Here is a 13,501-nt window from a genome sequence, read left to right as displayed (position 1 = left end):
TCAGATGGTCAGGGCGGCGAAACCGCCGGCCTGGAAGTCGTAGCTCACCGGCACCTCGATCAGGAACGGCCGTCCCAGACCGGCACCCTTGCGCAGTGCGGCGAGCAGTTCCTCGCGGCTGGTCGCCCGGGTGGCCTCCACGCCGTTGGCGCGGGCCAGCGCGGTGAAGTCGACGCCGGTGAACTTCACCGCCGGGTCGTGGGAACGGTGGTGGCCGATGTTCTGGTACAGCTCGATCAGGCCGTTGGCGTCGTTGTTGACGACGACGGTGACGATGGGCAGGTTGAGCCGGGCGATGGTCTCCAGGTCGGCGCTGTTGGAGTGGAAGCCGCCGTCACCCGCGATGAGGAAGGTCGGCTGTCCGGGCCGGGCGAGCTGGGCGCCGATCGCCGCCGGGATGCCGTAGCCGAAGCTGGAGCAGCCGGCCGAGGTGAGGAAGCCGAACGGCTGGTCGGCGCGGGCGAAGAGGACGCCGTAGTGCCGGAAGAACCCGATGTCGGAAACGATGGTTCCCTCGCCCGCCTCGGCGGTCTCCGCCATGACGGTGTTCATCGAGTCCATCACCTGGTGCACGCGCAGGCCGTCGTCGTAGTGACGGGGGTCGGCGAGGAACTCCGCGATCCGTTCCCGCAGCGGCGAGATGTCGTGCGGGGTCTTCGCGGCGAGACCCGCGGTGTGCCGGTCCAGGTGCTCCACGAAGGCCCGTACGTCGGTGACGACGTCGAGGTCCGGACGGTAGACGCGCGGCACCGGGTTGGCCGTGGGCGACACCCTGACCGTGGTCTTGTCCGCGCCGCGCTGCCACATCGAGGGGCGCAGGTCCTCGGCGTAGTCGTAGCCCAGGGTGAGGACGAGGTCCGCCGGACCGAAAAGGGTCTCCAGGGCGGGGAAGGACAGGATGCCGTCCATGTAGCCGGTGACCGCGCCGTAGTTCAGCTCGTGCCCGTGCGGCAGCACGCCCTTGGCGATGTACGTGGTGATGACCGGGATCCTCAGCCGCTCGGCGAGTGTGCGCAGGGCGGGCACGGCCCCGGAGCGGATCGCGGCGGCGCCGACGACCAGCACGGGGTGCCGCGCCGAGCCGACCAGCTCGGCCGCCTTCAGCGCGGCCTCCTGCCAGCCGTCCTCGACCGCGCCGACCGGCTTGGCCGGGATCCTGGCCGGGGGCCGCGGCCGTGAGGTGTCGACCTCGCCGCCGAGCAGGTCGACGGGCAGGGAGATGAAGCTGGGCCCGACCGGTTCGGTCATCGCCGCGCTCATCGCCGAGTCGACCAAGTCGCTTATGTCGTCGGGTCGTTCGAGCTCCACCGCGTACTTGGTCATGGGGCGCATGACCGACACCGAGTCGAGGCACTGGTGCGTGTCGTTGGGGAAGATGTCGTGCGACTCCGACTGGGCGGCGAGCGCGACGACCGGTGACCGGTCGAGGACGGAGGTGGCGACCCCCGTGGCCAGGTTGGTCATGCCGGGGCCGAGCGTGGCCCAGCACGCCTGCGGTCGGCCGCTGATGCGGGCCAGCACGTCGGCCGCGACTCCGGCGGTGAACTCGTGCCGGGTCAGCACGAAGTCGATGCCGTCCGCCTCGTCGAAGAGGATCGACGCGGCCTCGCGGCCGACCACCCCGAACACGGTGCGCACGCCGTGGTCGTGGAGCCGTCGCAACAGGGCGTGGGCGGTGGTCGGGTGGGTGCTGGGGCCGGTGGAGACTCGGGACATGGCAGTTCCTCTGCGTCAGAACGGATGATGGCTGCGCCTGGGGTGCTTCCGGCATACGGACTGTGCGGAGCCGAGGAGTTTCTTCGACGGCCACCCGCCACTGTGCCGACCCCGCCTTGCAGGGGGGTGGGCGCTCCTCTTGCACGGTCCCTGTGGACGGCTGAGGCGTTGCCGATGCTCGTCGGCTCCCTTTCGTCCGGTGGCCATGCGGGCATCGATCGGGCGCCGATGGCCCGTGCTCCGGGCACGGAAACGTACGTACCAGTCGACTTGGCGGCCGGACGGGTGGCACCAGAGCCACCGGCGCGGGCAACCGGACCACCGCATTCAGGCAAGGGCAGGCACAAGACGTACCGAACCGGGCAAGGACGGCGCCCGCACATCGGGCGAGGGTGGATGCACCACAGGTCAGCCGCGCGCCACGCAGAGAGGACTGGATGACGCAGTGAAACCGACGAGCCATGAGTCCCCGGCCGATGTGCGTGAACTGCCCGGACCACCGCCGATCGGCGCGTTGGGCGCCCTCTCCGTGAGCGTCGACAGCCGCCCTCTGGAGCTGGGACCGCCACGCCAGCGAGCAGTCCTCGCCCTGCTGCTGATCGGCGCGGGCGGCGTGGTGTCGGTCGACTCGATCATCACGCAGATCTGGGGGGACACACCACCGGCGACCGCCAACGCGACCCTTCAGTCCTACGTCTCCCGCCTGCGCAAGCTCCTCGCCGACTGCGTGCTCCCCGACGGAGCCAGTCCCCAATTGCTCTACCAGCAACCGGGATACGCGTTGGTCATCGATCCCGAGCACGTGGACGCCCACCGTTTCGAGAGGGCCGTGCGGGTCGGCGGCCGACTGGCTCGGACGGGCAGCGTCGAAGAGGCCCACGCCGTGCTGAGCTCGGCCCTGGGCACCTGGGTCGGTACGCCGTACGAGGAGCTGAGCGCGTACGACTTCGCCGTGCAGGAGGCGGGGCGGCTCGAACAGCTTCGGCTGAGCGCGGTGGAGTCGTGGGCGCAGTGCGCGCTCCGGCTGGGACGCGAGGAGGACGTGCTGCACCCGCTGGCCGTGGAGGCCCGACGCAACCCCCTGCGCGAGCGGCTCATCGGGCTGTACATGCACGCCCAGTACCGGCTCGGCCGACAGGCCGACGCCCTGCGGACGTACGAGGACACGCGTCGCGCCCTCGCCGACGAGATCGGTGCGGACCCGGGCAGGGCGCTGGCGGCGCTGCACGCGGCGATCCTGCGGCAGGACTGTTCGCTGGACCGGGCGCCCGAGGTCCCCGCGCGGGACACGCGGACCGGCTCCCAGGGCGGCCCCGCGGCACGCGTCGCGGGGCCGCCCCACCCGGGGGCCGCCGCCGCATCCGGCCGCATCACCATTCCTCAGCCCCGGACGCACACCGGCCCCTGGGAAGACACGGCGGTACAGCGGCGCGGCGAGGAAACCGGTCAACCGGTGCTCGTCGGTCGTGACGACGAACTGCGGGCCCTGCTGGACTGCGCCGCCGGCGCGTTCCACACGTCCGGCCGGGTGGCGTTCGTCGTCGGTGAGGCCGGAATCGGCAAGACGCGGCTGGTGTCCGAGCTCATCCGGACGGTCCAGGACGGCGTGCACGCCGTTTGGACCTCCTGCTCGGAGAGCGAGGACAAGCCGGACCACTGGCCGTGGACGACGCTGCTGCGCAGGCTGAGCGTGCTCTGGCCCGAACGGGTGCGTCGATTACCCGGCTGGATCCGGCACAGCCTCGCGTATCTCCTGCCCGAAATGTGCTCGGACTTCTGCGATCCGACGGACCACGAGCCGAGCGCGCCGACGACGAGGGCCCCGCTGTCCAAGGGCGACCGGTTCACGCTCCATGACGCGGTGTGCCAGGCGCTGCTGCGGACCGTCCGCGAGCCGACGGTCCTGGTCGTGGAGGACGTGGACCGGGCCGACGCGCCGTCGTTGGCCCTGCTGCGGTTGTTCGTCGAGCAGCTGCGCAGCGTCCCGGTCCTCCTGGTCGTCACCACGCGCACGTTCCAGCTGGCCCATGACGCCGAGTTGCGGCGGGCCGCGGCCGTGATCCTCCAGTCGTCGGACGCACGGCGGATCCTGCTCAACCCGCTGGACCTCTCGGCCACCGCGTCGCTCGCGAAGAGGACGCTGGGCGACAGCCCGGAGCCGCACCTGCTGGAAAGGCTGCACCGGCGAACCGTCGGCAACCCCTATTTCCTCGGCTACTTGCTGCATGCGCGGACGCAGGGGCTCTGCGCGGACCTGGACGCCGGAATCCCTCATGAGCTGGCCGGTGTCGTGCTGCAACGCCTGTCGGGGCTGCCGCCCGGGGTGCGTCGCGTCCTCGAACTCTGCGCGGTCGCGGAGGACGGCTGCGAGCAACGTGCGGTGGAGGCGACGCTGCGGCACGAGGGCCTCTCCACGGACGCGGCTCTCATGGCCCTGCACGGAGGCCTCCTTGAGCCCGACCCGTCCGGCGTCGCACGGCTGCGCTTCGTTCATCCGCTGGTGCGCGAGGCGGTCCGCCATGACCTGGGGCACGCGCGTCCGGCGCTGCCGGCCGCCGGTGGCGTGACGGCGTTGTCCGCCGGCTAGCCGCCGAAAGAGCGGCGGGACGCGGGGCCGCGCCGGGTCGAGCCGTCCCTCGTTCAGTCGAGCCGTCCCTCGTTCAAGGTCGAGCCGTCCCTCGTTCAAGGGAGTTCCAGCGGACGGCGCAGTGGGCGGCAACCGGGGTGTGCCACGGTGGCCGGGCAGGCGCCGGACTGGCCGGCACCAGTGATTCGAGAAGGGATCTCCGGGCCGATGTACGCCTCTTCTCCCCAAGGTTTCCTTGTTCACCACGGCCGGGCCGGCATCAAGGACGCACGTCCGGACTTCGCCGTGATCGCCTCAGAGGTGCCCGCGGCCACGAGCGCGGTGTTCACCCGCTCCCGCTTCGCGGGGCCGAGCGTCCGGCTCAGCCGCGAAGCGGTCGCGGACCGGATCGCACGGGGCGTCGTCGTCCTGTCGGGCAACGCCAATGTCGCCACCGGGGCGGGGGGCCGCCAGGACGCCGAGGAAATCCGCCGCCAGGTGGCCGAGGCGATCGGAGCCGACGCGAACGACGTGCTGATCGCCTCGACGGGTCTGATCGGCCACCGCTACCCCATGCCCCTCCTGCGCCGCCATGTCGCCTCGCTGCGCTGGCCGTTCCCCGGGGCCGACTTCGACGCGGCGGCGACCGCCATCATGACGACCGACACCCACCCCAAGATCCGCCGCGCGCGCTGCGGCGACGCGACCCTGGTCGGCATCGCCAAGGGGGTGGGCATGATGGAGCCCGACATGGCGACGCTGCTGACGTTCTTCTGCACCGACGCCGAGGTGGGTCCTGTCGTACTGGACGACATCTTCCGTCGCGTCATGGACCGCACGTTCAACGCCCTGAGCATCGACACCGACACGTCCACCAGCGACACGGCGGCCGTGTTCGCCAACGGCCTCGCGGGCCCGGTGGACCTGGTGGAGTTCGAAAGGACCCTGGGAGCCGTGGCGCTGGACCTGGTCAAGGACATCGCCCGCGACGGCGAGGGGGCCACCAAGCTCATCGAAGTACGGGTCACCGGGGCCCGGGACGTCGCACAGGCCAAGCGCGTGGCCAAGGCCGTGGTCAACTCTCCGCTGGTGAAGACCGCCGTGCACGGAGCGGATCCGAACTGGGGGCGGGTCGCCATGGCGGTGGGGAAGTGCCAGGACGACCTCGACATCGTCCCCGAGCGCGTCACGATCGGCTTCGGGGGCCAGGAGGTGTATCCGGAAAGCCCGGGCCCCGATGAACTGGAGCGCGTCGCCGAGCACCTCAAGCAGGCGGAGGTCGCCCTCCGCGTCGACCTCGGTGTCCACCCGCACTCCTCCGCCGAGTTCACGGCCTATGGCTGCGACCTCACTGAGGGGTATGTGCGCCTCAACGCCGACTACTCGACCTGACTCCGCCGGCCCGGTGACGTCATGACGCACGCCTCTGATTCCGTGTGCTCCCCGGACACGGACCGCGCGCCGGATTTCCGTACGGTATTGGGTCGTTGTCCCACGGGAGTCGCCCTGGTGACCGCGCCCGCGGGGCGTTCCGGGGCGGACCCGTCCGGGATGGTCGTGGGCACCTTCACCTCGGTGTCCCTGGACCCGCCCCTGGTGGGTTTCCTGCCCGCCCGCACGTCGACGACCTGGCCGCTGATCCGGGCCGCGGGCCGATTCTGTGTCAACGTGCTGAGTGCCGGACAGCGGAGCGTGTGCGAGGCGTTCGCCGCGAAGTCGCCCGGCCGCTGGGACATCCCCTACCGCTGCTCGCCGTTGGGCAGTCCCCTCCTGCCCGACGCCGTCGCCTGGGTCGACTGCACCCTGCACGGGCAGTACGAGGCGGGTGACCACTGGTTCGTCACGGGCTCGGTACGGGCGATGGGTACGGGGGACCAGGGGCCGCCGCTGGTCTTCCTGGGCGGCGGCTACGGAACGTACGCGCCGTGACGCGAGCCGGACGACCAAGGCCGCTGTGGGGTAAGGCGGTTGGCTGTCGGCGTCGGCCGTGGGTGCTGGTGCTGGTGGTGGTGCTAGTTGGTGGTGTGGGTGGGGTAGACCTGGACGTCGGTGTAGGCGCCCTTGATGTCTCCGGCGGTGGTGGGCCAGTCCAGGGTGACGGAGTGGGTCTCGTTGGGGGGCGTGACCTCGATGTTGGTGGGGGAGGCGAGGCTGTTGCCGGAGGGGTCGATGTCGTAGGCGAGGTTGAAGACGGCGGCGTCGCCGGGCTTGAGGGTGGTGATGCGGGGCTGGGCCTGGCCGCGTTCGATGGGGTTGGAGGTGTGGTCGGCGTCGGTGCCGGCCTTGCTGTCCTTGCCGGAGCCGGATGTGCCGTTGCCGGCCTGGGAGTTGTCCGTGCCGGAGCCGTTCTCCGTCTTCGCGTCGCTGTTGGAGGACGAGGAGGACGGGGTGTCTTTGGCGGAGGAGTCGGTGGTGGTGTCGTCGCCGCCGCAGGCGGTGAGCGAGAGGGTGGCGGCGAGGCCGAGGGCGGCGAGCGCGGCGATGCGGGTGTGCTTCATGGTGTTCCCCCAGAAGTGGTGCGGTGGTCGTGCGGTGGATGTCGTGCGGTCGGAAGTATTTGTATCTCGCACCGAGTTACAGGGGGTTCCCCGCGAAGTCTTCGTTCTGTCACAGGGGAGAAGGACCTCACGGGCTGTTCCGTACAGGCACATTTCGGAACCGTCCCGCGCGCGGCCGCCCCGACGGTAGCGTGATCGACGTGACGGCTGAGGGCGAGAAGGCAGAGGGCGAAGCCCTGGTCGGCGGCATGGTGAACGCGGGCGCGGTCTTCCGCCGCGGTGCCCTGGTGGAGCGCCCGGCGCCGCCCACTGCGCGCGCACTTCATGCCCATCTCCGCGCACTCGCGGAACGCGGGTTCGACGCCGTTCCGAGGCCGGTCGGTCTCACCGCGGACGGCCGCGAGCAGCTGACCTTCATCCCCGGCGACGTCGCTCTACCGCCGTATCCGCGCTGGGTGATGACCGAGACCGCGTTGCAGTCGGTGGGCAACCTGCTGCGGCGCCTGCACGACGCCAGCGCGGCCATCGCGGTTGACGCGAGTGCCGTGTGGCCCCGGTCCCTGGCCGACCCGGCGGGAGGGACGATGCTGTGCCACAACGATGTGTGCCCGGACAACGTCGTCTTCCGCGACGGCCGTGCCGTGGCTCTGATCGATTTCGACTTGGCGGCCCCCGGCCGAGCGGTGTGGGACGTCGCCATGACCGCCCGCTACTGGATTCCCATGCTCGATCCCGAGTCCGCGGCGGCTTCCCATCCCACGGGACTGGATACCCCGAAGCGACTGAGGATCCTCGCCGACAGCTACGGCCTCTCCCCAGAGGAGCGCGCTGAACTGCCCGACGTCATCGAACAGGCCACCGCAGCCTGCCGGGCCTTCGTCACCGACCGAGTGGCCGCCGGTGACCCCGTCTACGCCCAGGCACTGTCCGAGCGTGGTGGCTGGAAACGTTGGGACCGCATCCAGGAGTGGCTGACGGGTCATCACGAGGCTTTCAAGGCTGTCTTGTTGGACTGATGGGCCCAGAGGCCAACGAAAACGATCAGTGCCTGTTCCTGATGCGGCCATGCTGTGGTGGCAGCTCTGTGGTGCGTTGGTGAACGGCTGGTTGTTGACGCGCGCGACCAACACCTTGGAAAGGGCATGATGAAGCTTCTCCTCACGGACTCAGGTATCAGGAACACGAGCATCCAAAATGCGCTGGTCGACCTCCTGGGCAAGCCGATCTCCGAGTCCAGCGCTCTCTGTATCCCCACCGCGGGGTACGGAGGCCCTGGTGCCGATCCAGGCGGGCCTTGGCAATTCATCAGCGGACGGTCGCCCAGCCCCATGACGGAGCTGGGGTGGAAGTCGGTGGGCGTGTTGGAGCTGACGGCGCTGCCCAGCATCGACGAAGTGCTCTGGGCCTCGTGGGTGCGGGAGGCTGACGTCCTGCTGGTCAATGGCGGGGACGCGCTGTACCTGTGTCACTGGATGCGGGAGTCGGGGCTGGCTGGGCTCCTGCCGTCGCTGCCCGACACGGTCTACGTGGGACTCAGTGCCGGGAGCCTGGTGCTGACCCCTCGCGTCGGGGAGGAGTTAGTGGGCTGGAGGCCGCCCACCGGCGGAGACGGTGCGCTGGGTGTGGTTGATTTTTCGATCTTCCCGCACCTGGATCATCCGGATTGTCCGGACAACACCTCGGCCGCGGCGGAACGGTGGGCGGCCGGGATCGGGGGCCCGGCGTATGCGATTGACGAGCAGACTGCCATCAAGGTGACTGACGGCGCCGTCGAAGTGATCTCCGAGGGCCACTGGAAGTCGTTCTAAGGCCTGTCTGACAAATGATCACCTGGCCACTTCACGGAGCCAGAGGATCAGGGAGGCCAGTACGACTCCCGCGCGGTAGCGGTCCGCGAGCTTGTCGAACCTGGTTGCGATCGCACGGAGCTGTTTGAGGCGAGCGAAGCATCGTTCGACCACGTTGCGGTCGCGATAGATCTCCGTGTCGAAGACGGGTGGCCGACCACCGCGGCGCCCCCGGCGTCGGCGGTTGGCCATCTGGTCGCGGCGCTCGGGGATCGTGGCAGCGATGCCCCGACGCCTCAGCAGATGGCGGATGGCCCTGCTGGAATACGCCTTGTCACCCAGCACACGGTCCGGTGTCGTGCGCGGACGGCCCGTGCCGGCCCGAGGAGTGCGGACCCCATCGAGGACATCGGCGAACGCTGTGGCGTCGTTGACGCTTCCGGGTGTGAGCACAATCGACAGCGGCAGCCCCCGGCCGTCGACGGCGAGATGGACCTTGGTGGTCAACCCGCCCCGAGACCGACCGACTGCCTGGCACGCCTGCGAGCGGCCCGGATCTTCCAGTTCGTCCCCGTCCACGTCCCCCTTTTACGGGCGCCCGCGGCATGCTGATGGGCCCGGTTGACCGTGGAGTCGACGGCGACGGTCCACTCCACCCGGCCCGCCGCATCGTCACAGACCTGGACGTGCTCCAGCAGCTTCGCCCATGTGCCATCGGCCTCCCAGCGGGCGAACCGCTCGTAGACGGTCTGCCACGGCCCATACCGCTCGGGTAGGTCGCGCCAAGGAGCCCCGGTCCGCAGCCGCCACAGCACCCCGTTGACCACCTGCCGGTGATCGCGCCACGGACGGCCGCATCCGCCCACCTGCGGCAACAGGGGCTCTATTCGCCCCCATGCCGCATCCGTCAACTCACCTCGACCTGCCACAAGATCAATTATCAGACCGGCTATAGAGTCCTGCCCGTGGCAAAACATCAGGACGAGACCAGGACGGCCTACGACGGTGTCGTCGAGCTGTACGCATCGCTGTTCGCAGACCGGCTGGAGACACAGCCTTTCTCCCGGGCCATGATCGGCACCTTCGCCGAACTGGTGCGCGCGACAGGCAACAGGCGGGCAGCGGACGTCGGGTGCGGGCCCGGACATCTGACAGCCATGCTGCACGAACTGGGCCTGGACGCCTTCGGACTCGACCTTGCCCCCGGCATGGTCGACCATGCCCAGCGGGCCCATCCGGCGCTGCGTTTCCAAGAGGCGCGGATGGAATCCCTGCCGATCGAGGACGGCGCGCTCGGCGGCGTACTGGCCCACTACTCGATGATCCACACCCCTCCGGGGGAGCTGCCGGAGCTGCTCTCCGAACAGGCACGCGTCCTGGCGCCGGATGGTCTGCTCCTGGTCTCCTTCTTCGGGACCGACGGACAAGAACCGGTCCGCTTCAACCACAAAGTGGCGCCCGCCTACAGCTGGCCGGCAGATAGCCTCGCCGAACTGCTGGCCGATGCCGGGCTCGATCCTTTCGCCCGGCTGCTCCACGATCCGGCATCTGAACGGGGTTTCCTCGACGCCCACCTGCTGGCCCGCCGCTCGTAGGTCCTGCCCGGCAATACCCGCCAGATGTCGGCGCATATCCGGACTGCCAGCTCGACGGACGCTCGCTGATCCGACGGGAATTGTCAGACAGCCCCTAGTGCCTGTGCCAAGTCCGCTTCGAAGCGCTGAACTCGGCGAAGGTAAGCGAATGACCGGCATGGGTCCGCGCTAGAGCGGTAGGACACGCTCAGGGAGGATCCGCCGCCGCGTCGTGCAGTTTCTCCAGCAGGTGGTCGGCGTCCGGGTGGCCCCACTCGCCGAGGATGGCCGCGGCCTGGCCCCAACTGGACTGTGCGGCCGTGTGGTTGCCCTGTTCGTGGAGTGTGTCGCCGATGTGGCCGAGGGTGTCCGCCTCAAGGGTGCGGTCGCCGATCTCCCGGAAGAGGACGAGGGCCTGGCGGTAGCAGGACAGGGCGTGCGGGTGCTGCCCGAGATGGTGGTGGGCGTATCCGAGGCTGTCCCAGGCGGCGGCCTCGCCGTTGATGTCCCCCGTCTTCTGGTGCAGCGCGACGGCCGTGGTGCACTGCGTGAGGGCCTCGTGGTGATCGCCGCGCAGGATGTGGGTCCAGCCGATCTCGTTGAGTACGCCGGCCTGCCTGCTGACGTCGTCCGTCGCGCGGTAGTGGGCGAGGGCCTGGGCGTAGTGGTCCAGGGCTTCCTGGTGGCAGGCGCGGCTGTTGGCCAGGAAGGCGAGGCTGCGCAGCGTGCGGGCCTGACCACCGCGGTGGTCGAGGGCGGTGAACAGGTCCAGGGCGAGGCCGAGGTGGGACGCGGCCTCCGCGTCCGCGCTGACGCGGTGCAGGGCGAAGCCCAGCGTGCGATGGAGGTGGGCCTGTCCGAGCCGATCGTCGTGGCGCTCGGCCGCTGCCAGGGCCACGCGCTGCACGGTGATCTGTTCCTCCCTGAGGCCCCGGCGGTCCAGGAAGAGCTCCAGGGCCAGCGCCAACTGCCAGGCGTGGGTGGGGAATCCGACGGTCGCGGCGCGTTCGACCAGGGAGAGCAGCCCCGGGAGTTCGACGGTGAGCCAGGCGGCGGCGGACTCCCGTCCCGTGAGGGGCTCGGATGTACTGCCGGGGCGGCACGGAGGCGGCGTCTCGCGTTCGACGCGGTGCGGGAAGAGCAGGTCGGCCGCCGTCTGCGCGGTACGCAGGACGTGGTCGAGGAGCCGCCCGAGCGCCTCCCGGCGCCCTTCCTCGCTCTCCTCTTCGTGGAGGAGTTCGTCCGCGTAGGCCCGCAGCAGATCGTGGCTGGTGTAGCGGCCCGGGGAGTGCTCGATCAGGAGGTGGGAGCGGGTCAGGGCGGTCAGCGCCGTGCGGGCCTCACCCGGCCTCAGCGCGGCCAGGTTCGCCGCGGCGGACCGGGAGACGTCGGGGCCGGGATGGAGTGCCAGGAGGCGGAACAGCCGGGCGGCCGCGGGGGCGAGTGCCCGGTGGGACCAGGAGAACACGGCGCGGACGTCGGCCTCGTCGCCGGAGAAGGCCTCCAGATTGCCGTGGCCCTCGCGCAACTCGGCAGCGATCGATGCCAGCGGGAGTCCGGACCCGGCGGTGGCGCGCGCCGCCACGATGGCGAGGGCCAGGGGTAATCGGCCGCACAGGGCGATGACGGCCGCGACGGCGGCCGGTTCGGCGGCGAGCCGCTGCGCGCCGATCCGCTGGGACAGGACCTCGCGTGCTTCGGCGTCGCCGAGCGGGCCCAGGGTGAGGGAGTGGGCGCCGTCGGCGGCGATCAGGCCCTGGAGCCGGCTGCGGCTGGTGACGATGACGAGAGATCCGGGTGAAGCAGGCAGCAGGGGCCGCACCTGCGCGGAGTCACGGGCGTTGTCGAGCAGAACCAGCACGCGGCGGTCCGCCAACAGGCTGCGATAGAGCGCGGATTGGGCGTCGGGGCCCGCGGGCATGTCGCGCGGATGCACGCCCAGGCCGTGGAGGAAGGCGCGCAGGGCATCGCCGGGGTCCACGGCGGCTCCAGCGGGGCCGAAGCCCCGTAGGTCCGCGTAGAGCTGGCCGTCCGGGAAGCGGTGGGCGACGCGGTGGGCCCAGTGCACGGCCAAGGACGTCTTGCCGACGCCCGCCATCCCCTCGATCGTGGTGAGCACCGTTGCCTGTGGGGTGGCTCCGCGAGAATCGAGCACGGGTAACAGGGTTACGGCACGAGCGAGTTCGCCGCGTCGACCGGCGAACACCGGCAGGTCGGCGGGGAGCTGGGCGGGGCGGGTCGGTGGCGTGCGGGGTCCGGACGGCGCGGCGGGCCCCGGGGCGCGGCACGGGTCCGGAGCGTCGCCGGTGTCCGGACCAAGGGGCGTACCGGATCGTCGTACGTCGGAGGGGTCCTGGTCGAGCACGCGCTGATGGGCCTGCGTCAGTTCGCGCCCGGGAGCGATGCCCAACTCCTCGGCCAGGCGGTCCCGTACGGCGTGGTAGGTCGCGAGCGCCTCCGCCTGGCGCCCGGCGGCGGCGAGAACGAGCACCAGGCGAGCTTGGAGCGGCTCGTCCAGGGGATGAGCGGCGACGGCCCGCCGCAGCGGGGCGAGGACGCGATCCGGCGCGCCGGCCGCCAGGGCGTCGACGGCGGCGTCGCGCACGGCGCTGACGCACTCCTCGTCCACGGCGGTGAACACCGGATGAGCCCGGACGTCCGCGGGGACGCCGTCGGCGATCGGCCCGCGCCACAGCGCGAGCGCTTCGCCGTACAGATCCGTCGCGGTCTTCGGGGAGCCTTCGCTCGCCGCCTGCCTGGCCTGCGCCACCAGGCGGCGGAAGACCAGCAGGTCCAGACCGTCGGCGTGGGTGTCGAGGCGATAGCCGCCGGAGCAGCGCACCACCGCCCCGGCTGCTCCGTCTCCGGCCTTCGGCGTCTCCGGGTTCAACAGGCGCCGCAGCGAGCCCACATGATGGCGCACGACGTTCGTCGCGCTCTTGGGCGGACCCTGCGGCCACAGTACGTCGACCATGTCGCTCAGACTCACCGGTGAGCCCGCCCGTACCAACAGGAGCGCCAGCAGCGCCCGTTGCTTGGGAGGCCCCAGAGCGAGCTCCGTTCCACCTCGCCATGCCCTGACCGGTCCGAGCACCGTGAACCGCATAGCCAGAGACTGTAGTCGGACCCGTGGTGACCGCCCGGTCACAGCGTCGGCCCCAGCCCGCCGCGAAGCTCTTTTCGACACCTTTTCGACACGCCACCTCGTCTACGCTCGCGACGATGCGGCGGCCGGAATGACACGTGTGCCCGTTGGCCGACTGAACCGGCTGGTCGCACACCCCGTACAGGTGTGATGCGCGGGGGCAAAGGACGGCCGGCCCGGCTGATGGAACAGGGGCCCGGCTGAAGTCGACACGG

The 13,501-nt window shown here is 70.6% G+C and carries 10 protein-coding genes; 6 read left to right on the top strand and 4 right to left on the bottom strand.

From position 1 onward, the window contains the following. A complete protein-coding gene (locus tag AB0L89_RS28415) occupies positions 1-1,716 on the bottom strand; it encodes a thiamine pyrophosphate-binding protein (RefSeq protein WP_365146708.1) in 1,716 nt (571 codons plus the stop codon). A gap of 445 nt (positions 1,717-2,161) precedes the next feature. Here AB0L89_RS28415 and AB0L89_RS28410 point away from each other — a divergent pair, with 445 nt between their 5' ends. The 3 genes from AB0L89_RS28410 to AB0L89_RS28400 all read left to right on the top strand — a co-directional run bounded on the left by AB0L89_RS28410 (position 2,162) and on the right by AB0L89_RS28400 (position 6,211). Continuing rightward, complete coding sequence (locus AB0L89_RS28410) at positions 2,162-4,303, top strand: BTAD domain-containing putative transcriptional regulator (RefSeq protein WP_365146705.1); 2,142 nt, start codon at positions 2,162-2,164, stop codon at positions 4,301-4,303. 207 nt (positions 4,304-4,510) lie between these two features. After that, positions 4,511-5,674: a bifunctional glutamate N-acetyltransferase/amino-acid acetyltransferase ArgJ gene (gene argJ / locus AB0L89_RS28405; protein WP_365146702.1), complete on the top strand. Its 1,164-nt coding sequence runs from the start codon at positions 4,511-4,513 to the stop codon at positions 5,672-5,674. A 21-nt stretch (positions 5,675-5,695) separates the two neighbouring features. Next, a complete protein-coding gene (locus AB0L89_RS28400; RefSeq protein ID WP_365146699.1) occupies positions 5,696-6,211 on the top strand; it encodes a flavin reductase family protein in 516 nt (171 codons plus the stop codon). Between the two features lie 83 nt (positions 6,212-6,294). Here the strand turns inward: AB0L89_RS28400 and AB0L89_RS28395 are convergent, their stop codons facing one another. Next, the gene (locus AB0L89_RS28395) at positions 6,295-6,780 is read right to left on the bottom strand and encodes a DUF4232 domain-containing protein (protein WP_365146696.1); all 486 of its coding nucleotides are present in this window, start codon (positions 6,778-6,780) and stop codon (positions 6,295-6,297) included. A 248-nt stretch (positions 6,781-7,028) separates the two neighbouring features. Here AB0L89_RS28395 and AB0L89_RS28390 point away from each other — a divergent pair, with 248 nt between their 5' ends. Together AB0L89_RS28390 and AB0L89_RS28385 are read left to right on the top strand one after the other, a co-directional pair. Continuing rightward, complete coding sequence (locus AB0L89_RS28390) at positions 7,029-7,796, top strand: phosphotransferase (RefSeq protein ID WP_365147243.1); 768 nt, start codon at positions 7,029-7,031, stop codon at positions 7,794-7,796. A 126-nt stretch (positions 7,797-7,922) separates the two neighbouring features. Continuing rightward, positions 7,923-8,588, top strand: a complete 666-nt coding sequence (locus AB0L89_RS28385; RefSeq protein ID WP_365146693.1) for a Type 1 glutamine amidotransferase-like domain-containing protein — start codon at positions 7,923-7,925, stop codon at positions 8,586-8,588. Between the two features lie 18 nt (positions 8,589-8,606). Here AB0L89_RS28385 and AB0L89_RS28380 read toward each other — a convergent pair. Then, positions 8,607-9,544, bottom strand: a protein-coding gene (locus AB0L89_RS28380) for an IS5 family transposase (protein WP_365146690.1) whose coding sequence is annotated in 2 segments (ribosomal slippage) — positions 8,607-9,148 and positions 9,148-9,544 — 939 coding nt in all. Because the reading frame shifts where the segments join, the coding sequence is not laid out codon by codon here. On the opposite strand from AB0L89_RS28380, the gene AB0L89_RS28375 reads away from it, so the two are divergent. Further along, positions 9,533-10,162 carry a class I SAM-dependent methyltransferase gene (locus AB0L89_RS28375; RefSeq protein ID WP_365146687.1) on the top strand — a complete coding sequence of 210 codons (630 nt, stop codon included), beginning with the start codon at positions 9,533-9,535 and terminating at the stop codon, positions 10,160-10,162. The two genes, AB0L89_RS28380 and AB0L89_RS28375, sit on opposite strands and share 12 nt — an antisense overlap. A 187-nt stretch (positions 10,163-10,349) precedes the next feature. Here AB0L89_RS28375 and AB0L89_RS28370 read toward each other — a convergent pair whose 3' ends face one another. Further along, entirely contained in the window at positions 10,350-13,247 is a 2,898-nt protein-coding gene (locus AB0L89_RS28370; protein ID WP_365146684.1) for a BTAD domain-containing putative transcriptional regulator, read from the bottom strand. Positions 13,248-13,501 lie beyond the last annotated feature (254 nt).

This window comes from Streptomyces sp. NPDC052114, assembly GCF_040680155.1.
Lineage (GTDB): Bacteria > Actinomycetota > Actinomycetes > Streptomycetales > Streptomycetaceae > Streptomyces.
This window is presented reverse-complemented; position numbering and strand designations above follow the sequence as displayed.

Coding starts and splice junctions, on each gene's coding strand:
- AB0L89_RS28390 (WP_365147243.1), top strand. CDS start 7,029: ATGGTGAACGCGGGCGCGGTCTTCCGCCGCGGTGCCCTGGTGGAGCGC.
- argJ (WP_365146702.1), top strand. CDS start 4,511: ATGTACGCCTCTTCTCCCCAAGGTTTCCTTGTTCACCACGGCCGGGCC.
- AB0L89_RS28370 (WP_365146684.1), bottom strand. CDS start 13,247: ATGCGGTTCACGGTGCTCGGACCGGTCAGGGCATGGCGAGGTGGAACG.
- AB0L89_RS28400 (WP_365146699.1), top strand. CDS start 5,696: ATGACGCACGCCTCTGATTCCGTGTGCTCCCCGGACACGGACCGCGCG.
- AB0L89_RS28415 (WP_365146708.1), bottom strand. CDS start 1,716: ATGTCCCGAGTCTCCACCGGCCCCAGCACCCACCCGACCACCGCCCAC.
- AB0L89_RS28395 (WP_365146696.1), bottom strand. CDS start 6,780: ATGAAGCACACCCGCATCGCCGCGCTCGCCGCCCTCGGCCTCGCCGCC.
- AB0L89_RS28385 (WP_365146693.1), top strand. CDS start 7,923: ATGATGAAGCTTCTCCTCACGGACTCAGGTATCAGGAACACGAGCATC.